This is a genomic window from Rouxiella sp. T17 (assembly GCF_036663475.1).
In the GTDB taxonomy this organism is placed as follows: domain Bacteria; phylum Pseudomonadota; class Gammaproteobacteria; order Enterobacterales; family Enterobacteriaceae; genus Rouxiella.
Genome location: NZ_JAWUEA010000038.1, coordinates 80,830 through 107,510, shown reverse-complemented (window position 1 = coordinate 107,510; position 26,681 = coordinate 80,830). Strand labels below are relative to the sequence as shown.

21 protein-coding genes are annotated in these 26,681 nt (G+C 53.5%); 11 read left to right on the top strand and 10 right to left on the bottom strand.

All coding sequences use genetic code 11. The features are described 5' to 3' along the window. The first annotated feature begins 54 nt into the window (after window positions 1-54). The gene (gene ampE, locus SC206_RS16910; RefSeq protein WP_332738927.1) at window positions 55-909 is read left to right on the top strand and encodes a beta-lactamase regulator AmpE; all 855 of its coding nucleotides are present in this window, start codon (window positions 55-57) and stop codon (window positions 907-909) included. A gap of 28 nt (window positions 910-937) precedes the next feature. Here ampE and SC206_RS16905 read toward each other — a convergent pair whose 3' ends face one another. The 3 genes from SC206_RS16905 to SC206_RS16895 form a co-directional block, all read right to left on the bottom strand. Continuing rightward, the gene (locus tag SC206_RS16905) at window positions 938-1,894 is read right to left on the bottom strand and encodes a glycoside hydrolase family 43 protein (RefSeq protein WP_332738925.1); all 957 of its coding nucleotides are present in this window, start codon (window positions 1,892-1,894) and stop codon (window positions 938-940) included. Next, on the bottom strand, window positions 1,887-3,323 hold the full coding sequence (locus SC206_RS16900; protein WP_332738923.1) for an MFS transporter: 1,437 nt from the start codon (window positions 3,321-3,323) through the stop codon (window positions 1,887-1,889). Before SC206_RS16900 ends, SC206_RS16905 begins: the two co-directional genes overlap by 8 nt. Before the next feature lie 217 nt (window positions 3,324-3,540). After that, entirely contained in the window at window positions 3,541-4,914 is a 1,374-nt protein-coding gene (locus SC206_RS16895) for an amino acid permease (RefSeq protein ID WP_332738921.1), read from the bottom strand. Window positions 4,915-5,390: 476 nt separating this feature from the next. Here SC206_RS16895 and pdhR point away from each other — a divergent pair, with 476 nt between their 5' ends. The 6 genes from pdhR (at window position 5,391) to yacL (ending at window position 16,440) form a co-directional block, all read left to right on the top strand. Continuing rightward, on the top strand, window positions 5,391-6,161 hold the full coding sequence (gene pdhR, locus SC206_RS16890; RefSeq protein ID WP_332738919.1) for a pyruvate dehydrogenase complex transcriptional repressor PdhR: 771 nt from the start codon (window positions 5,391-5,393) through the stop codon (window positions 6,159-6,161). 210 nt (window positions 6,162-6,371) lie between these two features. Beyond that, window positions 6,372-9,035 (top strand): pyruvate dehydrogenase (acetyl-transferring), homodimeric type, encoded by a 2,664-nt coding sequence (gene aceE / locus SC206_RS16885; protein WP_332738917.1) that lies wholly within the window; start codon window positions 6,372-6,374, stop codon window positions 9,033-9,035. A gap of 14 nt (window positions 9,036-9,049) precedes the next feature. Then, complete coding sequence (aceF, locus tag SC206_RS16880) at window positions 9,050-10,972, top strand: pyruvate dehydrogenase complex dihydrolipoyllysine-residue acetyltransferase (protein ID WP_332738916.1); 1,923 nt, start codon at window positions 9,050-9,052, stop codon at window positions 10,970-10,972. Between the two features lie 253 nt (window positions 10,973-11,225). Beyond that, window positions 11,226-12,650, top strand: a complete 1,425-nt coding sequence (gene lpdA, locus SC206_RS16875) for a dihydrolipoyl dehydrogenase (RefSeq protein ID WP_332739174.1) — start codon at window positions 11,226-11,228, stop codon at window positions 12,648-12,650. Window positions 12,651-13,361: 711 nt separating this feature from the next. Further along, window positions 13,362-15,959, top strand: a complete 2,598-nt coding sequence (gene acnB, locus SC206_RS16870; RefSeq protein WP_332738915.1) for a bifunctional aconitate hydratase 2/2-methylisocitrate dehydratase — start codon at window positions 13,362-13,364, stop codon at window positions 15,957-15,959. A gap of 115 nt (window positions 15,960-16,074) precedes the next feature. Continuing rightward, a complete protein-coding gene (yacL, locus tag SC206_RS16865; RefSeq protein ID WP_332738913.1) occupies window positions 16,075-16,440 on the top strand; it encodes a protein YacL in 366 nt (121 codons plus the stop codon). A gap of 53 nt (window positions 16,441-16,493) precedes the next feature. Here yacL and speD read toward each other — a convergent pair whose 3' ends face one another. The 3 genes from speD to SC206_RS16850 all read right to left on the bottom strand — a co-directional run bounded on the left by speD (window position 16,494) and on the right by SC206_RS16850 (window position 18,766). Beyond that, a complete protein-coding gene (gene speD / locus SC206_RS16860) occupies window positions 16,494-17,288 on the bottom strand; it encodes an adenosylmethionine decarboxylase (RefSeq protein ID WP_332738911.1) in 795 nt (264 codons plus the stop codon). Window positions 17,289-17,316: 28 nt separating this feature from the next. Next, a complete protein-coding gene (gene speE / locus SC206_RS16855; RefSeq protein ID WP_332738909.1) occupies window positions 17,317-18,222 on the bottom strand; it encodes a polyamine aminopropyltransferase in 906 nt (301 codons plus the stop codon). Between the two features lie 196 nt (window positions 18,223-18,418). After that, complete coding sequence (locus SC206_RS16850; RefSeq protein WP_332738907.1) at window positions 18,419-18,766, bottom strand: YacC family pilotin-like protein; 348 nt, start codon at window positions 18,764-18,766, stop codon at window positions 18,419-18,421. A 304-nt stretch (window positions 18,767-19,070) separates the two neighbouring features. On the opposite strand from SC206_RS16850, the gene cueO reads away from it, so the two are divergent. Both cueO and hpt read left to right on the top strand, forming a co-directional pair. Continuing rightward, window positions 19,071-20,669, top strand: a complete 1,599-nt coding sequence (gene cueO, locus SC206_RS16845; protein WP_332738906.1) for a multicopper oxidase CueO — start codon at window positions 19,071-19,073, stop codon at window positions 20,667-20,669. A 289-nt stretch (window positions 20,670-20,958) separates the two neighbouring features. Beyond that, window positions 20,959-21,495: a hypoxanthine phosphoribosyltransferase gene (gene hpt, locus SC206_RS16840; protein WP_332738904.1), complete on the top strand. Its 537-nt coding sequence runs from the start codon at window positions 20,959-20,961 to the stop codon at window positions 21,493-21,495. A 249-nt stretch (window positions 21,496-21,744) separates the two neighbouring features. Here hpt and can read toward each other — a convergent pair whose 3' ends face one another. Then, the gene (gene can / locus SC206_RS16835; RefSeq protein WP_332738903.1) at window positions 21,745-22,398 is read right to left on the bottom strand and encodes a carbonate dehydratase; all 654 of its coding nucleotides are present in this window, start codon (window positions 22,396-22,398) and stop codon (window positions 21,745-21,747) included. A 148-nt stretch (window positions 22,399-22,546) separates the two neighbouring features. Between can and SC206_RS16830 the strand changes: the two genes are divergently transcribed. Then, window positions 22,547-23,470, top strand: coding sequence for an ABC transporter ATP-binding protein (locus SC206_RS16830; protein WP_332738901.1), 924 nt, complete (start codon window positions 22,547-22,549; stop codon window positions 23,468-23,470). Continuing rightward, window positions 23,470-24,240 (top strand): ABC transporter permease, encoded by a 771-nt coding sequence (locus tag SC206_RS16825; protein ID WP_332738899.1) that lies wholly within the window; start codon window positions 23,470-23,472, stop codon window positions 24,238-24,240. Before SC206_RS16830 ends, SC206_RS16825 begins: the two co-directional genes overlap by 1 nt. A gap of 115 nt (window positions 24,241-24,355) precedes the next feature. Here the strand turns inward: SC206_RS16825 and panD are convergent, their stop codons facing one another. The 3 genes from panD to panB all read right to left on the bottom strand — a co-directional run bounded on the left by panD (window position 24,356) and on the right by panB (window position 26,542). Continuing rightward, window positions 24,356-24,736 (bottom strand): aspartate 1-decarboxylase, encoded by a 381-nt coding sequence (gene panD / locus SC206_RS16820; protein WP_332738897.1) that lies wholly within the window; start codon window positions 24,734-24,736, stop codon window positions 24,356-24,358. A gap of 94 nt (window positions 24,737-24,830) precedes the next feature. After that, window positions 24,831-25,685, bottom strand: coding sequence for a pantoate--beta-alanine ligase (panC, locus tag SC206_RS16815; protein ID WP_332738895.1), 855 nt, complete (start codon window positions 25,683-25,685; stop codon window positions 24,831-24,833). 62 nt (window positions 25,686-25,747) lie between these two features. Beyond that, the gene (gene panB / locus SC206_RS16810) at window positions 25,748-26,542 is read right to left on the bottom strand and encodes a 3-methyl-2-oxobutanoate hydroxymethyltransferase (RefSeq protein WP_332739172.1); all 795 of its coding nucleotides are present in this window, start codon (window positions 26,540-26,542) and stop codon (window positions 25,748-25,750) included. Between the last annotated feature and the right edge of the window lie 139 nt (window positions 26,543-26,681).

Below are 26,681 nucleotides of genomic sequence, written 5' to 3'. Positions count from 1 at the left end.
GTCTCGACGGCGAAAAACAGGCCCGAGTGAATCACCAAAAGAGAGTCCCCGTTCATGACGTTATTTACTTTGCTACTGGTATTAGCCTGGGAACGTTTATTCAAATTGGGTGAACATTGGCAACTCGACCACCGTTTCGAGGTGATTTTCCGTCGTGGTCGCGCGGCGTCGTTGACCAAAACGCTGGCGATTGTCATCGTGTGGATGGCGGTAATCTGGGCCGTGTTGCGGCTGGTTCACGGCGTGTTTTATGGCATTCCGTCGCTGGTGGTGTGGGTGCTGGTGTGCCTGCTGTGTATCGGCGCGGGGCTGAAACGTACACATTATCGTGCTTATTTGAAAGCTGCGCGGCAGGGCGACGCGATGGCCTGCTCCGAAATGGCCGAAGAGCTAGCGTTGATTCACGGGCTGCCGGTGGATTGTACCGAGGCGATGCGACTGCGCGAGCTGCAAAACGCGCTGATCTGGATTAACTTCCGCTACTATCTTGCGCCGCTGTTCTGGTTTGTGGTTTGCGGGCCTTACGGACCCATTGCGCTGGGCGGATACGCAGCGTTGCGTGGCTATCAGAGCTGGTTGGCGCGCAATACGGCGCCGTTGAAACGCAGCCAGTCAGGGGTAGATAATCTGCTGCATATTCTCGACTGGATCCCCGTGCGTCTGGCGGGCGTGGCCTACGCGCTGATCGGTCACGGCGAAAAAGCGCTGCCGGCGTGGTTTGCCTCTTTGGGCGACCTGCATACGCCGCAATATCAGGTGTTAACGCGTCTGGCGCAGTTTTCGCTGGCGCGCGATCCGCACCTTGATCCGGTACAGACCCCGCGCTCGGCGGTGTCGATGGCACGCAAAGTCACCATCATTATTCTGATTGTGGTCGCGTTCCTGACGATTTACGGCACGCTGCTTTAATCACGATTTACGGGGTAGAGTACCAACCTCAATGATTGTCGGCCGGCGGTTCTCCAAACACCGGCACGCCATCGTCGTCCCAGTCGATCACTTTTAACCGCGTATGACGATTCGGGTCATACAGCGGATCCCCTTGAATTTCGGTGTAATTACGAGCGTGATACACCAGCACGTCTTCCCCTTTCTCATTCTGGGTAAAGCTGTTGTGGCCCGGCCCGAACTGCCGGTTATCGGCCTGGGTTTTAAACACCGGCGTTGGCGATTTCTGCCACTGCGCCGGGTCGGTAATATCGCCTTCAATGTCGGCCCACAGCATGCCCATGCAGTAGTTTTCGTCGGTCGCACTGGCAGAATAGGTGACGAAAATCTTGTCGTAACCGTTGATCACCGCCGGACCTTCGTTAACCGCGAAGCCAACTTTTTCCCACGCAAATTCGGGTTTACTGATCATCACCGGGGCAGATTTTAAGGTCCACGGATTGCTCATTTCGGCCAGATAAAGGTTTGAATTGCCTTCAATCGCCGGATCTTTCTGCGCCCAGAGATAATAATTTTTGCCGTTGTGAGCGAAGTGCGTGCCGTCGAGCGAGAAGCTGTCGAGCGGCGTGGCGATGCGGCCTTTCTCCTGCCATTTTCCAGAAAGCGGGTCGGCATCGGAACACTCAAGCACAAACATTCGATGCTGAAACAAGCCTTTGACGATTTTATCGGACGGCGCGGCGGCAAAATAGATGTACCAGTTGCCATTGATATAATGCAGCTCGGGCGCCCAAATCAGTGCGCTCATCGGCCCGCCGCTGTGTTTGCGCCAGACCACGCGCGGCCTCACCTCGGCCAAGCCTTCAAGGGTCGCGGCGCGACGAATTTCAAGGCGATCGTATTCCGGCACGGAGGCGATGAAATAGTAGTGGCCGTCGGAATGCCGCCAGATATGCGGGTCAGCGCGCTGGCTGATAAACGGATTCGGGTAAACGGTTTTACTCATGTTTGGGTTCCTTGCTAACAAAGACCGGTAATTCGGCTGCACCCTGTGTAGCTGCAGGGTAATCGTTCGACAGATCCTTGAAGTTGCGACGACGAAGTTCTAAATCTGCCTGAATCTTTTTCATCATTTCGCGATCAACTTTCAACAGCTTGACCACGCCCGCGGTAATCAGATAACCGACACCCGGGATCACGGTGAATAACAGCACGATACCGTTAAGTGCCTGTCCAGTCTGTGATGTGGCCCCTGCCTGATAGCCATAAACCGACAGTAAAAAGCCGACCATTGCGCCCGCCACGGCCAATCCGCATTTCAAAAAGAATAAATTACCCGAGAAGCTGATGCCGGTGCTGCGTTTGCCCGTTTTCCATTCGCCGTAGTCGTCGACATCGGCCATCAGCGACCAGTGCAGCGGGGAAGGGAGCTGATGCAGGATGTTGAGCAAGAAGTAGGCCACCAAAATCAGCGCCGTAAAGTGTGGATTCAGGAAATAGAAGCCGCAGGAGAAGACGGTGAGAATGATGTTGGTCCAGAAAAAGACTTTCAGCTTGCAGAATCGGTCGGTCAGCGGCTTTGCCAGCGCGCTGCCAATCATCATGCCGACCACGCCGAGGCTAATAAACAGGCTGGCAAAAGAGGTCGATTTTTCCATTACCCACGTCACGTAATACATCGTGGCCGCCATGCGAATGAAGCCGGGGCAGACGTTGCAGAAAGTCAGCAGCAAAATTCGCACCCACTGGTCGTTTTTCCACACGTCTTTGAGATCGCTTTTCAGCGCGCGTTTAGTCGGCACGGCGGGGTGAATTCGCTCTTTTACCGAGCTGAAACAGAACAGGAACATCGCCAGCGCAATCACCGCCATCACGGCAATCGACAGCTGATAGCCTTTTGCTTTATCCGCGCCGCCAAACCACTGCGCCATCGGTAATAAAGAAGAGGAGAGAATCAGCGTGGCGATGCCCACCATAAAGAAGCGATAAGACTGGCAGGAGACGCGCTCTTTGGGATCGGCGGTAATCACGCCGCCGAGCGAGCAGTAGGGAATGTTGATGGCGGTGTAGGTCAGTGACATCAGGAAATAGGTCACGAAGGCGTAGATAACTTTGTTGGTGTAGCTCCAGTCAGGCGTGGAAAACATCAGGATGCTGAACAGCGCGAAAGGTACGGAAACCCAGAGCAGGTAAGGGCGGAAGCGGCCCCAGCGGGTTTGGGTGCGGTCGGCAATGGCGCCCATAATCGGGTCGCTCACGGCGTCGATGACGCGAATCGATAGCAGCATCACGCCGACCAGCGCGGGCGCGAGCCCAAATACATCGGTGTAGAAATAGCTCAGGAACAGCGTGATGGTGCCCCAAATCATGTTGCAGCCCGCGTCCCCCATGCCGTATGCAACTTTTTCCTTAAATGACAGTGCGCCTTGCCTCATGAGTTTTCTCTCCAAACCGATGACAATTAACCAAGTGCTTGAAGTATTGATGCGGCTTATGAATTTCGGTCAGGAGATTAAGGTCATTGAGATGGACAAACTGGTTATGCCCATCAAAGTGTGAGCTGCTTTGCACTTCTTGAGAGTATTTAAAGGAGATAAAAAGAAAAACCCAGCGCGTGGCTGGGTTTGAGTTTCAGAACGCTTAACGAATGCGTTACTTGCTGCCGACGTTGACAACCTTGTTGTTGCCTTTAAGCTTGTAGCTCACGCCGAGTAACAGCAGCCAGAACGGGATCAGAATGACCGAGATTTGAATATCTGGCGTCAGGTACATTATCACCAAAATCGCGGCTAAAAACAGCAGGCAAATATAGTTGCCAACCGGATAAAGCAGCGCCTTGAACTTGGTGGTCACGCCTTCACGCGCTTTCGCCTGACGGAATTTCAGGTGCGCGAGGCTAATCATCGCCCAGTTAATCACCAGCGCGGAAACCACCAGCGCCATCAGCAGGCCAAACGCCTTGCCCGGCATCACGTAGTTGATCACCACACACAGCGCGGTCGCTAGTGCCGAGATGCCGATAGCCACGTAAGGCACGCCGCGACGGTCAACTTTCAGTAACGATTTCGGGCCGTTACCCTGTTTCGCCAGACCAAACAGCATGCGGCTGTTGCTGTACACGCAGCTGTTGTAAACAGACAGCGCGGCCGTCAGCACCACGACGTTCAGCAGAGTAGCAACCAGATTACTGTCCAGCGCGTGGAAAATCAGCACGAACGGGCTGCCGCCTTCGACCACTTTGCCCCACGGATAAAGTGACAGCAGAATAGACAGCGAACCGATATAGAAGATAAGGATGCGATAGATAACCTGATTGGTGGCTTTTGGAATGCTTTTCTCAGGATTATCGGCTTCGGCAGCGGTAATGCCGACCAGCTCGAGTCCGCCGAAGGAGAACATAATGACCGCCATCGCCATTACCAGCCCGCTCACGCCGTGCGGGAAGAAGCCGCCCTGCGCCCAGAGATTGGTCACCGAGGCTTCCGGTCCGCCGTGGCCGCTGGCCAGTAACCAGGCGCCAAACACAATCATGCCGACAATCGCCACGACTTTTATGATCGAGAACCAGAATTCCATCTCGCCATAAACTTTAACGTTGGTCAGGTTGATGGCGTTGATCAGCACGAAGAACACCAGCGCCGAAACCCACGTCGGGATCTCCGGCCACCAGTATTGAACATAAATGCCGACCGCCGTCAGTTCCGCCATGGCGACCAGCACGTAAAGCACCCAGTAGTTCCAGCCAGAGGCGAAGCCGGCAAAATTGCCCCAGTACTTATAGGCAAAGTGGCTGAATGAACCCGCAACAGGCTCTTCAACCACCATCTCGCCCAGCTGGCGCATAATAAGGAAGGCGATGATGCCGCCAATCGCGTAGCCGAGCAGCACCGAAGGGCCTGCCATTTTTATGGTTTGAGCGATTCCCAGAAAAAGTCCGGTGCCAATAGCGCCACCTAATGCGATCAGCTGAATGTGGCGGTTTTTCAATCCGCGCTTCAGCTCTTCGCCTTGTTGCCTGTCATCCATTTCCCGATCCTCTGTGTAAGGGAAAAGTTAAAAATCAGCGTAAAGCCCAGGCTGTAAGCTGAAAATTACGTATTTTGTCTCTAATTATTTACGGCTGTCATGCCACTAATATCCAGCACGAACTACCGTTCGGCCAAGAATAGTGTTAAGCGAAAAAGTTTGCACCTGGTTTATTGAATCGGCGCATAAGAAACGCGCAAAGTGCGCAAAAGTTTGCCGAAAAGCGGTTAAATGTGATCCAGAACACACTATAAAAAGAAATGCTAAATATTTGTTAAAATGTGCGGGATTCGGCCATTTCAGATAGGGGCGATATGGACACCGAGTAAATACTTTGTTACTTTACGGCCACGTTTTTTAAATTGGTATTACCAATTTACTTCGAGCTCGTCACCTTGCTTTGTAGTGTTTAACGTGACTATAGCGATAGAGCGTAACGTCAAAGCAAAATAACTTAAGGACAAATAAACGTTCCTATGGCTTACAGTAAAATTAGACAGCCGAAGTTATCTGACGCGATCGAGAAGCAGCTTGAATCTCTGATCCTCGAGGGCACGCTGCGCCCCGGTGAAAAACTGTTACCCGAACGTGAACTGGCCAAACAGTTTGATGTATCACGGCCCTCGTTAAGAGAAGCCATCCAGCGCCTTGAAGGTAAAGGCCTGCTGTTGCGTCGTCAGGGCGGTGGCACATTTGTTCAAAACAATTTATGGCAAAGCTTTAGCGACCCCCTTGCCGAACTACTTTCCGACCATCCCGAATCGCAGTTTGATCTCCTGGAAACCCGTCACGCACTCGAAGGTATCGCCGCGTATTACGCCGCGCTTCGAGGGACGGAAGAAGATTTGCAGCGCATTCGTGATTGTCATCTGGTTATCCAGACCGCGCAGGACAGCGGCGATCTCGACGCCGAGGCCGACGCCGTCATGCAGTATCAAGTGGCGGTAACAGAAGCCACACATAATATGGTCTTGCTGCATTTGCTCCGCTGTATGGGGCCGATGCTGGAAAAAAACGTTCGCCAGAACTTTGAATTGCTCTACTCGCGGCGCGAAATGCTGCCGCTGGTAAGCAATCACCGCGCCGGGATTTTCGCGGCGATTGTGGCCCGCGAACCGGAAAAGGCGCGCGAAGCATCACACCGTCACCTGGCGTTCATTGAGGAAGTTTTGCTGGATCTGAGCAGGGAGCACAGTCGTCGTGACCGTTCACTACGTCGACTCCAGCAACGTAAAGAAGAAAATTAAACTCTGGGTAACGATGGCTGTCTGCATACCTGTAGCCTGCAATTTTTAAGGCTCCGAGAATAATTTTGGAAGCGTTTATGCTCTCTCTGGGGGCGAAATAAAACTGACGGGCCTGTCTTCGTGCACTCTTTTTGCTGCTCTCCGCGCGAGAGTGCAGGAAGACAGGCTCCAGATAAACCAACGTATTAGATACAGATAAGGAAAAGCACCATGTCAGAACGTGTAAATAATGACGTGGATCCGATCGAAACTCGCGACTGGCTACAAGCGATCGAATCGGTCATCCGTGAAGAAGGTGTTGAACGTGCGCAGTTCCTGATCGACCAGGTTCTGAATGAAGCGCGCAAAGGCGGCGTGAGCATTGCAGCAGGCGCTGCAAGCCGTAATTATATCAACACCATCGCTGTTGAAGACGAACCTGAGTATCCGGGTAACCTGGAGCTGGAACGCAACATCCGTACCGCAATTCGCTGGAACGCGATCATGACCGTTCTGCGTGCGTCTAAAAAAGACCTGGATCTGGGCGGCCACATGTCCTCCTTCCAGTCTTCTGCGGCGATTTATGAAGTGTGCTTTAACCACTTCTTCCGTGCGCGCAACGACAAAGATGGCGGCGATCTGGTTTACTTCCAGGGCCACATTTCGCCGGGCGTGTACGCGCGTGCCTTCCTCGAAGGCCGCCTGACCGAAGACCAGATGAACAATTTCCGTCAGGAAGTTCACGGTAAAGGTCTCTCTTCCTATCCGCACCCTAAACTGATGCCTGAATTCTGGCAGTTCCCGACCGTTTCCATGGGTCTGGGTCCAATCGGCGCAATTTATCAGGCTAAGTTCCTGAAATATCTGGAACACCGTGGCCTGAAAGACACCTCCGCGCAGCGCGTTTACGCGTTCCTGGGCGATGGCGAGATGGACGAGCCGGAATCTAAAGGCGCGATCACTATCGCAACCCGCGAGAAGCTCGACAACCTGTGCTTCATCATTAACTGTAACCTGCAGCGCCTCGACGGCCCGGTGACCGGTAATGGTAAAATCATCAACGAACTGGAAGGCATCTTTGCAGGCGCCGGCTGGAACGTGATCAAGGTGATTTGGGGCAATCGCTGGGACGAACTGCTGCGTAAAGATACCAGCGGCAAGCTGATTCAGCTGATGAACGAAACCGTCGACGGCGACTACCAGACCTTCAAGTCACGCGACGGTAAATACGTTCGCGAGCACTTCTTCGGTAAATATCCAGAGACTGCCGAGCTGGTCAAAGAGATGACCGACGAGCAAATCTGGGCGCTGAACCGTGGCGGCCACGATCCGAAGAAAGTCTTTGCTGCCCTGAACAAGGCGCAGAACACCAAAGGCCAGCCGACCGTTATTCTTGCCCACACCATCAAAGGTTACGGCATGGGCGAAGCGGCCGAAGGCAAGAACATTGCTCACCAGGTCAAGAAAATGAACATGGATGGCGTGCGCTACATCCGTGATCGTTTCAGCGTGCCAATTGCCGATGAAAACATCGAAAAATTGCCGTACATCACGCTGGAAAAAGAGTCTGCCGAGTACAAATATCTGCACGAACGTCGTCAGGCGCTGAAAGGCTACCTGCCAACGCGTCTGCCGAACTTCACCCAGAAGCTCGAAATGCCGAAACTGGAAGACTTCTCACAGCTGCTTGAAGAGCAGAAGAAAGAGATTTCTACCACGATCGCCTTCGTTCGTGCTTTGAACGTAATGCTGAAAAACGACTCGATCAAAGACCGTTTAGTGCCGATCATCGCCGATGAAGCGCGTACTTTCGGTATGGAAGGTCTGTTCCGTCAGATTGGTATCTACAGCCCGAACGGTCAGCAATATACTCCGCAAGACCGCGAGCAGGTTGCATACTATAAAGAAGACGAGAAAGGTCAGATTCTGCAGGAAGGTATCAACGAACTGGGCGCCGCCTCTTCATGGCTGGCCGCGGCAACGTCGTACAGCACTAACGACCTGCCGATGATCCCGTTCTATATCTACTATTCCATGTTCGGTTTCCAGCGTATCGGTGACCTGTGCTGGGCAGCGGGCGACCAACAGGCGCGCGGCTTCCTGGTCGGCGGTACTTCCGGTCGTACCACGCTGAATGGCGAAGGTTTGCAGCACGAAGATGGCCACAGCCACATTCAGTCGCTGACAATTCCTAACTGTATCTCTTACGACCCAGCCTATGCCTACGAAGTGGCAGTCATCATGCATGACGGTCTGGTGCGTATGTACGGCGAAGCGCAAGAGAACATTTACTACTACATCACCACGCTGAACGAAAACTACTTCATGCCAGCGATGCCTGAAGGTGCCGAAGAAGGCATCCGTAAAGGTATCTACAAGCTGGAAACCCTTGAAGGTAGCAAAGGCAAAGTGCAGCTGCTGGGCTCGGGTTCAATCCTGCGTCACGTGCGAGAAGCGGCACAGATCCTGGCGAAAGACTACGGCGTTGGCTCTGATACCTACAGCGTCACCTCGTTCACCGAACTGGCCCGTGATGGTCAGGACTGCGAGCGCTGGAACATGCTGCACCCGGCTGAAGAACCGCGTATTCCTTACGTCGCACAGATCATGAATGACGCGCCTGCCGTGGCATCAACCGACTACATGAAGCTGTTCGCCGAGCAGATCCGTAACTTCATTCCTGCCAGCGAGTTCCGCGTTCTGGGCACCGACGGTTACGGCCGTTCCGACAGCCGCGAAAACCTGCGTCACCACTTCGAGATCGATGCATCTTACGTGGTTGTGGCAGCACTGGGCGAATTGGCCAAGCGTGGCGAGATCGATGTGAAGGTCGTGGCCGACGCCATTACCAAGTTCGGCATCGATGCTGACAAAGTTAACCCGCGTCTGGCGTAAGAGGGTAAAGACAGATGGCTATTGAAATTAATGTACCGGACATTGGTGCCGATGCAGTAGAAGTCACCGAAGTGCTGGTGAAAGTGGGCGACAAGGTCGACGCCGAGCAATCACTTATCGTGGTTGAAGGTGACAAGGCCTCGATGGAAGTCCCTTCGCCGCAGGCCGGTGTCGTGAAAGAAATTAAAGTTTCGGTGGGCGATACCGTCGAAACCGGCAAGCTGATTTTTGTCTTCGACGATGCGGACGGTGCTGCGGCACCGGCTAAAGCCGAAGAAAAACCGGCGGCCAAAGAAGAAGCGAAAACCGAAGAGAAACCTGCGGCGGCGGCATCCAGCGAAAGCAAAGAAGTCAACGTACCGGACATCGGCGGCGACGAAGTTGAAGTCACCGAAATCCTGGTGAAAGTTGGCGACAAAGTTGAAGCTGAACAGTCCGTCATCAACGTTGAAGGCGACAAGGCTTCAATGGAAGTGCCTGCGCCATTCGCGGGTACGGTTAAAGAGATTAAAATCGCTGCAGGCGACAAAGTTAGCACCGGCTCTCTGATCATGGTCTTTGAAGTGGCAGGCTCCGGCGCTGCGGCGCCAGCGGCCAAAGAAGAAGCGAAAGCCGAAGAGAAACCTGCGGCGGCACCGGCGGCTTCCGGCAGCAAAGAAGTCAACGTACCGGATATCGGCGGCGACGAAGTTGAAGTCACTGAAATCATGGTGAAAGTAGGCGACAAAGTGGCTGCCGAGCAGTCGCTGATTACCGTTGAAGGCGACAAGGCTTCAATGGAAGTGCCTGCGCCATTCGCCGGTACGGTTAAAGAGATTAAAGTGGCTGCGGGCGATAAAGTCAGCACCGGCTCCCTGATCTTCGTCTTTGAAGTAGAAGGCGCTGCGCCTGCTGCTGCACCGGCCAAGAAAGAAGAAGCGGCTGCGCCTGCGAAACAGGAACAGAAAGCGGCGGCTCCGGCTCCTGCTGCGGCTGCCGAGAGCAAAGGCGAGTTCTCCGAGAACGACGCCTATGTTCACGCGACGCCGGTTATCCGTCGTCTGGCCCGCGAATTTGGCGTAAATCTGGCGAAAGTGAAAGGCACCGGCCGTAAAGGTCGTATCCTGCGCGAAGACGTTCAGGCTTACGTGAAAGACGCCGTGAAACGTGCCGAAGCAGCACCTGCCGCCGCTGCGCAAGCCGGTGGTGGTCTGCCGGGCATGCTGCCTTGGCCGAAGGTCGATTACAGCAAGTTTGGTGAAATCGAAGAAGTCGAACTGGGCCGTATCCAGAAAATTTCTGGTGCCAACCTGAGCCGTAACTGGGTAATGATCCCGCACGTTACGCAGTTCGACGAAGCCGATATCACTGAAGTTGAAGAGTTCCGCAAACAGCAGAACGTGGAAGCAGAGAAGAAGAAACTCGACGTGAAAATCACGCCGCTGGTCTTTATCATGAAAGCCGTTGCCAAGGCGCTGGAAGAGTTCCCACGCTTTAACAGCTCAATCTCTGCCGACGCGCAAAAACTGACGTTGAAGAAATATATCAACATCGGTGTGGCGGTTGATACGCCAAACGGACTGGTTGTGCCGGTATTCCGCGACGTGAACAAGAAAGGCATCGTCGAGCTTTCTCGTGAGCTGAGCGTGATTTCCAAGAAAGCGCGTGATGGCAAGCTGACCGCGTCCGATATGCAGGGTGGCTGTTTCACCATTTCCAGCCTGGGCGGCATCGGCGGTACGGCGTTTACGCCTATCGTCAACGCACCGGAAGTGGCGATTTTGGGCGTTTCCAAATCGTCCATCAAGCCAGTCTGGGATGGTAAAGCGTTCCAGCCGCGTCTGATGTTGCCACTGTCTCTCTCCTTCGACCACCGCGTGATCGACGGAGCAGCAGGAGCACGATTCGCTGCATACATCGGTACCATAATGTCGGATATTCGCCGTCTGGTGATGTAATTGTTATGAGGCCGGCTCATGCCGGCCTTGTTTTTGACACGGATCTTGTGGCCGTTTGCGACGTTAAGCAGAGGGTTGCAAGGTTGTTGAGACACAGGTCACCCGAAGTTTGTTTGCAGAAATTTAACAATTCTGTAAACTTCTGGCGGTGTATGCGTCCCGGTGGATGAAGGGCGTTGCGTACTGCATTCAGCTTTGTCGAATGCGTTTTAAGAGACGTCTGACCCGCCGGACAAACAATTAAGAGGTCATGATGAGTACAGAAATTAAAACTCAGGTCGTGGTACTTGGGGCTGGTCCTGCAGGTTATTCTGCCGCTTTCCGTTGCGCGGATTTAGGTCTTGAAACCGTTATCGTTGAACGCTATGCCACTCTCGGCGGCGTTTGCCTTAACGTTGGCTGTATTCCTTCCAAAGCACTGCTTCACGTCGCCAAAGTGATTTCCGAAGCCAAAGCGCTGGAAGCTCACGGCATCGTTTTCGGTGAGCCAAAAACCGACATCGATAAAATTCGTACGTGGAAAGAAAAGGTTATCAATCAGCTGACCGGCGGTTTGTCGGGCATGGCGAAAGGCCGTAAAGTCAAAGTCGTTACCGGCTTGGGCAAATTTACCGGCGCGAACACTCTGGTTGTTGAAGGCGAAGGCGGTTCTACCACCATCAATTTCGACAATGCCATCATTGCGGCGGGCTCCCGTCCAATCACTCTGCCATTCATTCCTCATGATGACCCACGCGTTTGGGACTCAACGGATGCGCTGGAGCTGAAAACCGTTCCCGAGCGTCTGCTGGTAATGGGCGGCGGTATCATCGGTCTGGAAATGGCGACCGTGTATCACGCTCTGGGTTCACAGATCGACGTGGTCGAAATGTTTGATCAGGTGATTCCGGCGGCCGACAAAGACGTCGTTAAAGTCTTTACCAAGAAAATTGGCAAGCAGTTCAACCTGATGCTGGAAACCAAAGTCACCAACGTTGAAGCCAAAGAAGACGGCATCTACGTGACAATGGAAGGTAAAAAAGCGCCTGCTGAACCACAGCGTTACGACGCGGTGCTGGTGGCAATCGGTCGTGTGCCAAATGGCAAGCTGCTGGAAATCGGCGCGGCCGGCGTTGAAGTTGACGATCGTGGTTTCATCCACGTCGACAAGCAAATGCGCACCAACGTGCCACACATCTTCGCTATCGGCGATATCGTGGGTCAGCCAATGCTGGCACACAAAGGTGTGCACGAAGGCCACGTTGCCGCAGAAGTTATCTCTGGCAAGAAACACTATTTCGATCCGAAGGTCATTCCTTCGATTGCCTACACCGAGCCAGAAGTTGCCTGGGTGGGTCTGACCGAAAAAGAAGCCAAAGAGAAAGGCATCAGCTATGAAACGGCGACCTTCCCTTGGGCAGCATCGGGCCGCGCAATCGCGTCTGACTGCGCTGAAGGCATGACCAAGCTTATCTTCGATAAAGAGTCTAACCGCGTAATCGGTGGCGCTATCGTGGGTACCAACGGTGGCGAGCTGCTGGGCGAAATCGGTCTGGCTATCGAGATGGGTTGTGACGCGGAAGATCTGGCGCTGACCATTCATGCGCACCCAACGCTGCACGAATCCGTCGGTCTGGCTGCCGAGATTTACGAAGGTAGCATCACTGACCTGCCAAACGCCAAAGCCAAGAAAAAGTAATTTTATCAAGGCTTAACGTGACCAACGGCTCCTGAGAAGGGGCCGTTTTTTATTGCTTTCTGGCGAAGCAGTCCGGCCACGATAATAGCCTGATGCTGGTATTATACCCAGCGTTATTACGTTGTTTTTTTAGACAATGTGAGGCATACTGCTTTTGCATTGGGGCACTTGTATCGTATTTTATCGATATCAGTAATTCCGGTTAAGCGCCTGCTAACACTTGGCTGGAAACAATCAAACCGTCTTCTGGACGGTTTTTTTGTACCTGCGATTTGGCTATTTTTTACGCGCTACGTTTCAACGTTTCAGCAGCAAAATCTTCCGTCGATACTTTATTCGATTCATCTAAAAACAGTGTCCAAAAGCCCATTATTCTTTTATGGTTAATGCCGTAAGGGGATGTGGCGCGGAAAGGGTAGTGGATCTCACTGTGCTTAACGATTCAGCAAATATTTTATGTTGCTTTTTTGTGAACGAATTAACAAGTCCGTTAAACCCTGCTATGCTGCCACAGCGCAACCGGGGACTGTCGTCGCTAAGCGTTCAGGATGTTTCGCTTCGCCTCATAAAGACATACCCGCCGTGATCCGGCCATCGACCACATTTAAACCTGTTTTCAGGGCGCGTTGACCTACGGGTTTTTCGCTGATTGATGCCGGAACCAGGCCTGTCCTGGACATAATAAATGACAATGAGAGCGAGGAGAGAGTCGTGCTAGAAGAATACCGTAAGCACGTAGCCGAGCGTGCTGCAGAGGGCATTGTCCCTAAGCCGCTCGATGCTTCACAAATGGCCGCACTGGTTGAATCCCTGAAGAACCCGTCTGAAGGTGAAGAAGAAACGCTGCTGGACCTGCTGATTAACCGCGTACCGCCGGGCGTTGACGAAGCCGCTTATGTTAAAGCCGGGTTTTTGGCAGCCGTTGCCAAGGGCGACACCACGTCTCCGCTGGTCACTCGCGAGAAAGCCGTAGAACTGCTGGGCACCATGCAGGGCGGCTACAATATTCATCCGCTGATTGAAGCGCTTGAAGACGAAAAGCTGGCGCCGATTGCTGCCAAAGCCTTATCTCATACCCTGCTGATGTTTGATAACTTCTACGACGTAGAAGAGAAATCCAAAGCCGGTAACCTGTACGCCAAACAAATTATTCAGTCATGGGCCGATGCCGAATGGTATACCGCGCGTCCTAAACTGGCTGAAAAACTCACCGTTACCGTCTTCAAGGTGACCGGTGAAACCAACACCGATGATTTGTCTCCTGCGCCGGATGCCTGGTCTCGTCCAGACATTCCTCTGCACGCGCTTGCGATGCTGAAAATCGAACGCGAAGGCATTCATCCCGATCAGCCGGGCAGCGTTGGCCCTATCAAGCAAATTGATGAGCTGAACAAAAAAGGTTTCCCGTTGGCCTATGTCGGCGACGTGGTCGGTACCGGTTCTTCGCGTAAATCCGCGACCAACTCCGTGCTGTGGTTCATGGGCGACGACATTCCTTACATGCCGAACAAGAAGGGCGGCGGTGTGGTTCTCGGCAGCAAAATCGCGCCAATCTTCTTCAATACCCTTGAAGATGCGGGCGCATTGCCGATTGAAGTTGACGTCTCAGACCTGAATATGGGCGATGTTATCGACATCTATCCTTATCTGGGCGAAGTGCGTAACCATGAAACCAACGAACTTATTGCCAGTTTCGAACTGAAAACCGACGTGCTGCTCGATGAAGTTCGCGCAGGTGGCCGTATTCCGCTGATCATTGGCCGTGGTTTAACCACCAAAGCCCGTGAATCACTGAAACTGCCAACCAGCGAGGTCTTCCGCATCGCCAAGCCGGTTGCCAGCAGCACCAAAGGATTCTCACTGGCGCAAAAAATGGTGGGCCGCGCCTGTGGCGTTGAAGGTGTTCGTCCAAACGAATACTGCGAACCGAAGATGACGTCGGTAGGCTCTCAGGACACCACCGGGCCAATGACCCGTGATGAACTGAAAGACCTGGCGTGTCTGGGCTTCTCGGCCGATCTGGTGATGCAGTCATTCTGTCACACGGCGGCGTATCCGAAGCCGGTTGACGTCACGACGCACCACACGCTGCCTGATTTCATCATGAACCGTGGCGGCGTTTCGCTGCGTCCGGGCGACGGCATCATCCACTCGTGGCTGAACCGTATGCTGCTGCCTGATACCGTCGGTACTGGCGGTGACTCCCACACCCGTTTCCCGATCGGCATCTCTTTCCCGGCGGGTTCTGGTCTGGTCGCGTTTGCGGCGGCAACGGGCGTAATGCCACTCGATATGCCAGAGTCAGTCCTTGTGCGTTTCAAAGGCACTATGCAGCCGGGGATCACCCTGCGCGATCTGGTTCACGCGATCCCTTATTACGCGATTCAGGAAGGTCATCTGACCGTCGAGAAAAAGGGTAAGAAAAACCTCTTCTCGGGCCGTATTCTTGAAATCGAAGGTCTGCCAGAGCTGAAAGTCGAGCAGGCGTTTGAACTGGCCGATGCGTCCGCAGAACGTTCTGCCGCGGGCTGTACCATCAAGCTGGATCAGGCACCGATCAAAGAGTATCTGAGCTCCAACATCGTGCTGCTGAAGTGGATGATTTCCGAAGGCTACGGCGATCGCCGCACCATCGAGCGTCGTATCACCGGCATGGAAGAGTGGCTGGCGAACCCGACGCTGCTTGAGGCCGATGCCGACGCTGAATACGCGGCGATTATCGAAATCGATCTGAACGAAATCAAAGAGCCAATTCTCTGCGCGCCAAACGATCCAGACGACGCCCGTCTGCTGTCGAGCGTAGCCAACAGCAAAATCGACGAAGTGTTTATCGGTTCGTGCATGACCAACATTGGTCACTTCCGCGCGGCAGGTAAGTTGCTCGACAGCCACAAAGGCGCGTTGCCAACCCGTTTATGGGTTGCGCCACCGACCAAAATGGATGCCGCGCAGCTGACCGAAGAGGGTTATTACAGCGTGTTCGGCAAGAGCGGCGCGCGTGTAGAAATCCCGGGTTGCTCGCTGTGCATGGGTAACCAAGCGCGCGTGGCCGACGGATCGACCGTCGTTTCAACCTCGACCCGTAACTTCCCGAACCGTCTGGGGAATGGCGCCAACGTCTATCTGGCCTCGGCCGAGCTGGCCGCCATCGCCTCACTGCTGGGTCGTTTGCCAACGCCGGAAGAGTATCTGAGCTACATGGCAGAAGTCGACAAGACGGCGGTAGACACTTACCGTTATCTGAACTTCGACAAGCTGAGCGAATATACCGATAAAGCTGACAGTGTGATCTTCCAAACCGCGCTCTAACTCGCTATATTGCGCGACAGAACATCAGGAGGCTTCGGCCTCCTTTTTTTATGTTCTTTTTCTTATACTGAATTAAGCGTCGCAACAGTCTTAACGCCAAACGGGAGATAAGACCATGGATTATGATTTCCTGCGTGATATCACCGGGCAAATAAAGGCCCGCTTTTCAATGGGTCACGAAGTAATCGGCCACTGGCTGAACGAAGAGATCGACAGCGATTTAAGCCTGCTCGATAAAATCGAAGCCGCCGCCGCCGAGATAAAAGGCAGCGAACGAAGCTGGCAGATGATTGGCCGCGAATACACGCTGTGGCTGGATGAAGAAGAGGTGATGGTCCGCGCCAATCAGCTGGATTTAGAAAGCGACGGCATGGAAGAAGGCATGAATTACTACGACGAAGAGAGCCTCTCTTTCTGCGGCATGGAAGATTTCCTGCTGGTCCTGCAAAAATATCGCGCCTTTATCGTCACCTATCGCTAACTTTTTTCCCATCAAAAAAAGCCGCCCATTCAAAAGAGTAGGCGGCTTTCTCGTTAAAGATTAGGAATATTTCTGCCGTAGTAAATCTCCTGCATCTCCTTATAAAGAAGATCGGTAATCTCCTGGCGTTCCGCCGCGCTAAGCTCGTCAGGCTTGGCATTGAACAGATAATGTTTAAGGTCGAACTCTTTCAGCATCATCTTGGTGTGGAAGATATTCTCCTGATAAACATTCACGTCCATCATGTCATACAGCGATTTCATATTTTCGGACATGAAATTTTGAATCGAATTTATCGAGTGATCGATGTAATGCTTCACGCCGTTGATATCGCGGGTAAAACCGCGCACGCGGTAATCGATGGTCACGATATCCGATTCGAGCTGGTGAATCAGGTAGTTAAGCGCTTTTAACGGCGAGATGACGCCGCAGGTCGAGACTTCGATATCCGCGCGGAAAGTGCAAAGACCGCCTTCTGGATGACTTTCCGGATAGGTGTGAACACAGATATGACTCTTGTCGAGGTGCGCCACCACGGAACTCGGAAGCGGACCCGGATGCTCGGAGGTATCGACGTCGCTCGGATCCATCGGCTCTTCGCTCACCAGAATCGTCACGCTCGCGCCCTGCGGCTCGTAATCCTGTCGCGCCACGTTAAGCACGTTGGCCCCAATAATCGAGCAGGTTTCCGTGAGGATCTCGGTCAGTCGATTGGCGTTGTACTCTTTGTCGATGTAGGCGATATAGGCGTCGCGATCGTCAGCGGTTTTGGCATAGCAAATATCGTAGATACAAAAACTCAGGCTTTTGGTCAGGTTATTGAAACCGTACAGTTTCAGCTTTTGCAATTTAGTTGACCCCCTTACGGATAGCGTTTCAGCGCGCGGCTGAAAGCGCATTCAATAAATATTGTGGCAGGGCAAAGCTGCCGTGATGAATGGCCGGATTGTAATAACGGCTGACGATGCCCGAGGCGGTAAAGCGCGCCTGCAATTCGGCGGGATCGATTTGGCGATATTGCGCATTATTGGTGGCCCACGCGAAGGTCATGATGCCGCCGTAATAGGTCGGGATCGCCGCCTGATAAAAACTGACGTCGGTAAAATAGTGGCTCAGTTTCTGATGGCTGTTAACGGCTTCATCCTGTTGCAGGAAGCAGACGCCGTTTTGCGCCACGAAAATACCCTCTGGATTTAAACACCGCGCGCAGCCCTCGTAAAACGCCGAGGTAAACAGACTTTCGCCGGGCCCGATAGGATCGGTACAGTCAGAGATAATGACGTCGAATTTAAGGTCGGTCTGATTAACGAAGTTTACACCGTCTTCAATCACCAGATTAAAACGGCTATCGTCAAACGATCCGGCGCTGTGATTGGGCAGATACTGGCGGCAAAATTCAATCACGCCCGCATCGATTTCCACCATCGTAATGTGTTCAACGCCGCGATGACGGCAGACTTCACGCAGCATGCCGCCGTCGCCGCCGCCGATTATCAGCACCTTTTTCGCCTGTCCGTGCGCCAGCAGCGGCACGTGCGCCATCATTTCGTGATAGATAAACTCATCGCGTTCAGTGGTTTGCACCACGCCGTCGAGCGCCATCACGCGGCCCAGCGCGGCGTTTTCAAAGATAACCAAATCCTGATGCGCAGTTTTTTCGCGGTACAGCTCTTTTTCAATCGTAAAATATTGGCCGAAACTGTCGTGCAGCGTCTCGTGCCAAATTTCTTTTTGGGATGCAGGTTGAGACGGTTCGTGTTGAGATGGATCTTGTTGGAACATGGTTTACGCCTTCTCCTAAATACTAAATTAGTGCCATGCAAAATACCCTGATTAACGCGTAATGGGGAATAAATGAGGCATAACTAGAGATTTTAGCTCACCCCTGAGAAACAGGGGCGAGGCGGAGAGAGTTTCGTTAAAAGCAACCGCTCTACGGAGGGGAAGACGCTGTAATGCAGGGTGTGTAATGGCGAGTTTAATTCGTGTAGGTCAGCAAGCCGAGAGAATCGCGCGCCAGCGATTTGCATTTCAGCGGTTTTGCCACCGCGATGCCGCTAAGGTCACGATAACTTTCTTCGCCGAGCGACTGCATGTCGTAAGCGCTGTAGTTGGTTAAATCCCAATGATTTTGCTGGGCAAAATAGATAATCGCCCGTTTGATCTGCGTGTTGGGCAGCTGCTCGTAGCCACAGTTATTTTTCAAATAAACGAACACGGCGGTCAGATCGGCAAGATCTTCTGCTTCGGGTTCGCTAAGCGCCTGGCTGGCAGAGGAGAATCCAAGTAAGGTCAGCAATAGCAGACTCAGGGTGGTTTTTTTCATGCTCTGCCTTGTTTTCGCGGGTGAATTTCTCTTTGCCAGCAACCGAAAGCTGGCAAGCAAAAGTGTCTTAACGACATTAAAAGTATTCGTCATAGTGATGATTAGGCCCGTTATTTATCAAAATGACGTTACCATATTTGCTACAGCTGACATAAATTTCTTTTACATCCGTTTTTTACATTATGTTTAACAGCCTTCCGCTGCGCTGTTTTTTGCATACACGATCGCGGCTTGACCTTAACCTTGGGTGAAGGTCTAGGCTAGACAGATTCTGCTTCTCTTCTGACCCGAAAAAGGACCGACCATGCATCGTCGAGATTTTATCAAACTGGCCGCGATGTACGGTGGCGTGGCCGCGCTGCCTACCTGGAGCCGCCAGGCTTTTGCCGCCTCTCGCCCCGCGCTGCCTGTCCCCGACATTCTCGAGCCTGACGTCAGAGGAACTTATCGCCTCACCTTGCAGCAGGGCAAAAGCCAGTTTCTGCCGGGCGTGAGCACCACCACCTGGGGCGTTAACGGCAATCTGCTGGGGCCGGTTATCAGGCTGCGGCGCGGCAAAACGGTCGGCGTCATCGTTAAAAACAGCTTAGCAGATGCCAGCACCGTGCATTGGCACGGCCTTGAAATTCCGGGTGACGTTGATGGCGGCCCGCAGGCGATGATCGCGCCGGGCGGCAGTCGTGAAGTGCAGTTTAAGGTCGATCAACCGGCAACGACCTGCTGGTTCCATCCGCATCCGCATCAAACCAGCGGTTATCAGGTGGCGATGGGGTTGGCGGGCATGGTCATTATCGACGATGACGACGGCGATAAGCTGAAAATTCCTTCGCGCTGGGGCGTGGACGATATTCCCGTCATCCTGCAAGACAAACGGCTTAACGATGCCGGGCAAATCGACTATCAGCTTGATGTGATGACCGCCGCCGCAGGCTGGTTTGGTCAGCATATGTTAACCAACGGCGTGATTTATCCGCAGCACGGCGTGTCTCGCGGCTGGCTGCGTCTGCGCCTGCTCAACGGCTGCAACGCGCGTTCGTTGAATATTGCCACCAGCGACGGACGCGCGCTGTATGTGATTGCCAGCGACGGCGGATTCCTGCCCGAGCCGGTCAGCGTTCACGAGCTGCCGCTGCTGACGGGCGAGCGTTTTGAAGTCATGGTGGACTGTTCCGACGGCAAGGCTTTTGACCTCGTCACTTTGCCGGTCAAACAAATGGGCATGACGCTTGCGCCTTTTGACCAGCCGCTGGCGGTGCTAAAAATTCAGCCCACGCCGACGCAGTCAGGCAACGCGTTACCCGACTCGCTGATTGCGCTGCCGCCGCTTCCTTCACTCGACGGATTGCCGACGCGCTGGCTGCAATTGATGATGGACCCTCAGCTTGACCAGCAGGGAATGCAGGCGTTGATGAAACGTTATGGCCACGGCGCGATGGCGGGAATGAGCATGGAACATCACGACGGCGGCGATAAGATGGCCGCGATGCCGGGCATGAAAATGGGCGGTCACGGCGAGATGCAGGGCATGGCGATGCCGCAACAGGGCGCGAAGTTTGACCTGATGACGGCCAATAAAATCAATGGCAAAGCCTACGACATGTTTAATCCGGCATTTGCGGTGAAGCAGGGTCAGTACGAGCGTTGGACGATTTCCGGCGAGGGCGACATGATGCTGCATCCGTTCCATATCCACGGCACGCAGTTCCGTATTCTGAGCGAAAACGGCCAGCCGGTGGCGCCACATCGTCAGGGCTGGAAAGATACCGTTCGCGTAGAAGGCGGCCGCAGCGAGGTACTGGTGAAGTTTGATCATCTAGCCGATAAGAATCACGCCTATATGGCACACTGTCATATCCTCGAACACGAAGACACCGGCATGATGCTCTCGTTTACGGTGGGATGAGTGGCTGCGCGTTGGTTATGCTGCGTTGATAGCCTGCGCTAAAATACTCATTGACCCACGTCAACTCCGTTTTTATCGCAGACTCTCGCCTTGCCTAACCTTTGCTCGTCACTCATCGTTAGGTGAAAGGTAAAAGCGAAAGCAGAGGTAAAGAGGAAGGCAAAGATAAAGAGAAAACAAAGGGAGTTTTTTGTTGCGCAACGATGTTTGCTATACTTCCGCGCGCTAAAGACTGCTGTCGACCATAATGATGGCAGACTCATTTTATTTTTAAGTAGCCAGGTTGGATATGAAACACACTGTAGACGTCATGATTTCCGAGCAGGAAGTAAAAACCCGTATTGCCGAGTTGGGCCGTGAGATTACAGAACATTACCGCGACAGCGGCAGTGAGATGGTGCTGGTCGGGCTGTTGCGCGGTTCATTTATGTTTATGGCCGATCTCTGCCGCGCAATTGATGTGCCGCACGAAGTCGATTTCATGACCGCCTCGAGCTACGGCAATGGCACCTCGTCAACGCGTGATGTGAAAATCCTTAAAGATTTGGATGAAGATATTCGCGGTAAAGATGTGCTGATCGTGGAAGATATTATCGATTCCGGCAATACCTTGAGCAAGGTGCGCGAAATCTTCAAGCTGCGCGGGCCAAAATCTCTGGCGATCTGTACGCTGCTCGACAAACCGGAGCGCCGCGAAGTTGACGTGCCCGTGGAATACGTGGGCTTTACCATTCCCGACGAGTTTGTAGTCGGATACGGCATTGACTATGCTCAACGCTATCGTCATCTGCCTTATGTCGGCAAAGTCGTCATGCTCGAAGAATAAGTACCGCTACCAGGTTTAGCAATTTCCGATGCGGGCAGTGCTCAAAATCCTCATGGACTACGTGTCCACTCCGGTTTTTCCGCGCTGGCCGTATCGCAACTTGCGTCACCTGCTACGCGCTTGAGATTTGTGCTTTTAAACGAGTGGATAGGGCACAGAGTGGAAAGGTTTAACGCCCCGAAAGTTGTACACTTCGGGGCGTAATTATTAAGTACTGGGAGATAGGTACTTCGTGGGTCGTGACCGGCTTTACTTAGTCTGATTGACTAGCGCGGCAACGCCTTGATGATAACGCTGCTCGAGCATTTCGCGGCTGGTGGAGGCAATCTCCAGATCGCGTAAACGTCCGTCCTGAAGTCCGTAGACCCAGCCGTGCAGGGTTATCTTCTGCCCACGTTTCCACGCGCTGCGCATCACGGTGGAGTGGCCCAGGTTATACACCTGTTCTACCACGTTGAGTTCACAGAGTTTATTCAAGCGGTCATCCGGCTCCAGTTCACTGAGCGCGTCGCCGTGCTTGAAATAGAGGTCGCGGATGTGCAGCAGCCAGTTGTCGATTAAACCGAGTTCAGGGTTTTCAATCGCGGCTTTCACACCGCCACAGCCGTGGTGTCCACAGATGATCACGTGTTCAACTTCCAGCACGTCGATGGCGTATTGCACCACGGACAGGCAGTTGAGGTCAGTGTGAATCACCAGGTTGGCCACGTTGCGGTGAACAAAAAGTTCGCCAGGTTCGAGGCCGGTCAGACGTTCGGCGGGAACGCGGCTGTCGGAGCAACCGATCCACAAAAAGCGTGGTTTTTGAGCAAGAGAGAGGCGTTCAAAGAAGCCAGGATCTTCCTCTTCCATTATTTTTGACCAGGCAGCGTTGTTGCTGATCAGCGTTTCGATATCGTTCATGAAAGTTAATAGCCTGTAAGAAAGCGTCTACGTTGGGGTAATATAGGACAACTCCAATGAAAATCAAAAGGGTTCTGTATCGCCCTGATGTTAAATAATTAATTAAACAAAGATCACTATTCGTTTAAAACAAGGTAAGACTTCACTTATGACATACGCATTGGAACTGGAGAAGTTAACCAAGACTTACGCAGGCGGTGTGCAAGCTTTACGCGGAATCGATTTGCGCGTCGAGGCGGGCGATTTCTACGCGCTGCTCGGCCCAAATGGCGCAGGAAAGTCCACCACAATTGGTATTATCAGCTCGCTGGTAAACAAGTCTGCCGGTAAGGTTCGGGTCTTTGGTTACGATATCGACAAGGATATTGTCAACGCCAAACGCCAGCTCGGACTGGTGCCGCAAGAGTTCAACTTCAACCCCTTTGAAACCGTGATGCAGGTCGTCGTGAATCAGGCCGGTTACTACGGTGTGAAACGCTCCGACGCCATCGCGCGCGCCGAAAAGTACCTGACGCAGCTGGATTTGTGGGGCAAACGCAACGAGCGTTCGCGCATGCTGTCCGGCGGGATGAAACGCCGTCTGATGATTGCCCGCGCCCTGATGCACGAGCCAAAATTGCTGATCCTCGATGAGCCAACGGCTGGCGTCGACATTGAGCTGCGTCGCTCGATGTGGGGCTTTTTGAAAGAGCTGAATGCGCAGGGCACGACGATCATTCTGACCACCCATTATCTCGAAGAAGCCGAGATGCTGTGCCGCAATATCGGCATTATTCAGGGCGGCGAGCTGATTGAAAATACCTCGATGAAATCGCTGCTGGCGAAACAGAAATCCGAAACTTTCGTGCTGGATCTCGCGCCGAAAAGTTCGATTCCGAAGCTCGAGGGTTATCACAGCAATCTCATCGACACCTCAACGCTCGAGGTCGAAGTGATGCGCGAGCAGGGGCTTAATTCGCTGTTCAGCCAGCTGAGCAAGCAGGGCGTGCAGATTCTCAGCATGCGTAATAAAGCCAACCGTCTGGAAGAGCTGTTTGTCACCCTGGTAAATGGCAGTGAGGGGAAAAAATAATGTCGCAACTCTATTGGGTGGCACTAAAAAGTATCTGGATGAAAGAGATCAACCGTTTCGGACGCATCTGGATCCAGACCCTCGTCCCGCCGGTGATCACCATGTCACTCTATTTTGTTATCTTCGGTAATCTGATCGGTTCACGCATCGGTGACATGCACGGTTTCAGCTACATGCAGTTTATCGTGCCGGGCCTTATCATGATGTCGGTCATCACCAACTCTTACGCCAACGTGGCGTCGTCGTTCTTCAGCGCCAAGTTCCAGCGCAACATTGAAGAGCTGCTGGTCGCGCCCGTGCCAACGCACGTGGTGATCGCCGGTTATGTTGGCGGCGGCGTGGCGCGCGGTATTTGCGTCGGGATTCTGGTCACCATCATCTCGCTGTTCTTTACCCATTTGCAGATTCACTCGTGGTGGGTGATTGCGCTGACGCTGCTGCTGACCGCGATTCTGTTCTCACTCGGCGGCCTGCTTAACGCCGTGTTTGCGACCAGCTTCGATGACATCAGCCTGATCCCGACCTTCGTGCTGACGCCGCTGACTTACCTTGGCGGGGTGTTTTACTCGCTGACGCTGCTGCCGCCAATCTGGCAGGCCGTTTCCAAGCTGAACCCGATCGTCTACATGATAAGCGGCTTCCGCTACGGTTTCCTCGGCATCTCCGACGTGCCGTTAGTGTTCACCATGCTGGTGCTGGTGGCCTTCATCGTGGTGTTCTACCTGCTGGCCTGGTACCTGATTGAACGCGGCCGCGGGCTGCGCAGCTAATCTTTTTTACGTGAGGCGTGACGTTAACGCGTGACGATAAAAGCGTAAGCAGAAGAAAGCAAAACGGGAGCCAGATAGGCTCCCGTTTTTTATGGCTGACGCGTGAAAAATAGCGTTAAGCCACCTGAACCGGTACTGCTTTTGCGGTGCGTTTCAGCTGATTTTGCCCTTCGAAATAGGCGACTTTCGGCTGATGCTGGCGCGCATCGGCGTCGGGCATCTGCACGTAGGAGCAGATGATCAGCAGGTCATCGACGCTGGCGCAGTGCGCGGCGGCACCGTTGACAGAAATAATCCGCGAACCGCGCTCGGCGGCAATCGCGTAGGTTGAAAAACGTTTGCCGTTGGTCACGTTATAAATGTCGATCGCTTCATATTCGAGAATGCCGGAAGCGTCGAGGAAATCCTGATCGATGGCGCAGGAACCTTCGTAATGTAAGTCTGCATGAGTCACGTGAACCCGATGAAGCTTACCCTGCAACATTGTACGTATCATAATCCCCTTCCTAATTGAATTTGCAGCGCTGTTGGCTGCTCCCGTTCACCCGCATCACAGACCTAAGTCAGCTCAGCAAGATTCCGTTAAACCGTTAGACCGTTAAATCGACTTCCTGATTATCGATCAGTCGCGCTTTACCCAGCCACGCCGCCATCAGAATCACCGCCGAGGTGCTGTCGACGGAGAGGTCACGCAGCGTTTTGGCGTCGCGGATGAACAGCTCATCGGGCGTGAAACCGGCTTCGCGCAGCTGTTCGGCGCAGTCGGCCAGCAGCTCGTCAACGTGGCGCTCGCCCTGAGTCAGCTGGTTTGCCACCTGATTCATGATGCTGGCGAGACGCGGCGCAATTTTACGCTCGTCGGCGGTGAGATATCCGTTGCGCGAGCTGAGCGCCAGCCCGTCTTTGGCCCGCACCGTCGGCACACCGACAATCTCGAGGTCGTAGCCCATATCTTCTACCAACGCGCGGATCAGCGCCAGCTGCTGGTAATCTTTTTGCCCGAAACAGGCAACGTCGGGCTGGACCAGATTAAACAGCTTGCTGACGATAGTCGACACGCCGCGAAAATGTCCGGGACGGCTCGCGCCTTCGAGAATGGTGGAAAGGCCCGGCACGTCGACCTGCGTTTGCGAGGCCAGACCTTTCGGATAAATTTCGGCAGGCGCGGGCGCAAACACCAGATCCACGCCGCGCTTGGTCAGTTTTTCACAATCTTCCTGCAAGGTGCGCGGATAACGCTCGAGGTCGTCGGCGCGTTCAAACTGCATTGGATTCACAAAAATGCTGACGATAACAATGTCGGCCCGCGCCTTGGCTTCGTCGACCAGCGTCATGTGACCCTGATGCAGATTGCCCATCGTCGGCACCAGCGCAATGCGCTGATTGTTCTGCTTGAAGAAGCGAATTTCACGACGCAGCAGCGGAATAGTTTCAATAATTAACACGTTAATGCCTCTGTCTGGATTATCCCGAGTTTCGCGAGTTTCCCGAATTAAGTAAAACAGCCTTACTGGTAGCTGTGTTCGATGCCCGGATAGAGGCCTTCTTCGACCTCTTTGACATACAAACGCACCGCGTCGCGAATGTCGCCCGCCTCGGCCAGAAAATCTTTGGCGAATTTTGGGATGTGGCCGCCGGTAATGCCAAAGGCGTCGTGCATGACCAGAATCTGTCCGTCGGTGACGTTGCCCGCGCCGATGCCGATCACCGGAATCGTCAGCTCTTCGGTGACGCGGCGCGCCAGCTCAACCGGCACGCATTCCAGCACCAGAAGCTGCATGCCCGCTTTTTCGAGTGCCAGCGCGTCTTGCAGCAGCTGATTGGCCGCTACTTCGCCACGGCCCTGAATTTTATAGCCGCCGAAAATATTCACCGACTGCGGCGTTAGGCCCAAGTGTCCGCAGACGGGCACGGCGCGTTCGGTCAGCATCGACACGGTTTCACACAGCCAGCTCCCGCCTTCGAGTTTGACCATGTTGGCCCCGGCGCGCATCAGCTGCGCGGCGCTGTCAAAGGTCTGTTCCGGCGTGGAGTACGTCATGAAAGGCAGGTCGGAAAGCAGCAGAGCCTTGGGCGCACCGCGACGCACGCAGCGCGTGTGATAGACGATATCTTCCAGTAACACCGGCAGCGTGGAGTCACGTCCCTGCACCACCATCCCGAGCGAATCGCCAATCAGCATCACCGGAATTCCCTGCTCGGCAAACAGCTGGGCGAAACTGGCGTCATAGGCCGTGATCGTCGCGAATTTATGCTTGTCGCGCTTCCACTGACGCAGTTGACTCATGGTTGTTGCTTTCATCATATTTCTCAGCCTTGTAAACAATCTAAAAAACCTGGCGACTATTCTACTGGAACGCTCGGCTAACACGTAGCACCATTAAGAAAGTTGAGAGTTATTGCACAACTTAAGAACGGCGTAAGAACCCTTGGGTATACTG

What these genes read in the sequence shown, in the direction of transcription:
- ampE (WP_332738927.1), top strand. Translation starts at nt 55, where the DNA reads ATGACGTTATTTACTTTGCTACTGGTATTAGCCTGGGAACGTTTATTC.
- SC206_RS16905 (WP_332738925.1), bottom strand. Translation starts at nt 1,894, where the DNA reads ATGAGTAAAACCGTTTACCCGAATCCGTTTATCAGCCAGCGCGCTGAC.
- SC206_RS16900 (WP_332738923.1), bottom strand. Translation starts at nt 3,323, where the DNA reads ATGAGGCAAGGCGCACTGTCATTTAAGGAAAAAGTTGCATACGGCATG.
- SC206_RS16895 (WP_332738921.1), bottom strand. Translation starts at nt 4,914, where the DNA reads ATGGATGACAGGCAACAAGGCGAAGAGCTGAAGCGCGGATTGAAAAAC.
- pdhR (WP_332738919.1), top strand. Translation starts at nt 5,391, where the DNA reads ATGGCTTACAGTAAAATTAGACAGCCGAAGTTATCTGACGCGATCGAG.
- aceE (WP_332738917.1), top strand. Translation starts at nt 6,372, where the DNA reads ATGTCAGAACGTGTAAATAATGACGTGGATCCGATCGAAACTCGCGAC.
- aceF (WP_332738916.1), top strand. Translation starts at nt 9,050, where the DNA reads ATGGCTATTGAAATTAATGTACCGGACATTGGTGCCGATGCAGTAGAA.
- lpdA (WP_332739174.1), top strand. Translation starts at nt 11,226, where the DNA reads ATGAGTACAGAAATTAAAACTCAGGTCGTGGTACTTGGGGCTGGTCCT.
- yacL (WP_332738913.1), top strand. Translation starts at nt 16,075, where the DNA reads ATGGATTATGATTTCCTGCGTGATATCACCGGGCAAATAAAGGCCCGC.
- speE (WP_332738909.1), bottom strand. Translation starts at nt 18,222, where the DNA reads ATGTTCCAACAAGATCCATCTCAACACGAACCGTCTCAACCTGCATCC.
- SC206_RS16850 (WP_332738907.1), bottom strand. Translation starts at nt 18,766, where the DNA reads ATGAAAAAAACCACCCTGAGTCTGCTATTGCTGACCTTACTTGGATTC.
- cueO (WP_332738906.1), top strand. Translation starts at nt 19,071, where the DNA reads ATGCATCGTCGAGATTTTATCAAACTGGCCGCGATGTACGGTGGCGTG.
- hpt (WP_332738904.1), top strand. Translation starts at nt 20,959, where the DNA reads ATGAAACACACTGTAGACGTCATGATTTCCGAGCAGGAAGTAAAAACC.
- can (WP_332738903.1), bottom strand. Translation starts at nt 22,398, where the DNA reads ATGAACGATATCGAAACGCTGATCAGCAACAACGCTGCCTGGTCAAAA.
- SC206_RS16830 (WP_332738901.1), top strand. Translation starts at nt 22,547, where the DNA reads ATGACATACGCATTGGAACTGGAGAAGTTAACCAAGACTTACGCAGGC.
- SC206_RS16825 (WP_332738899.1), top strand. Translation starts at nt 23,470, where the DNA reads ATGTCGCAACTCTATTGGGTGGCACTAAAAAGTATCTGGATGAAAGAG.
- panD (WP_332738897.1), bottom strand. Translation starts at nt 24,736, where the DNA reads ATGATACGTACAATGTTGCAGGGTAAGCTTCATCGGGTTCACGTGACT.
- panB (WP_332739172.1), bottom strand. Translation starts at nt 26,542, where the DNA reads ATGAAAGCAACAACCATGAGTCAACTGCGTCAGTGGAAGCGCGACAAG.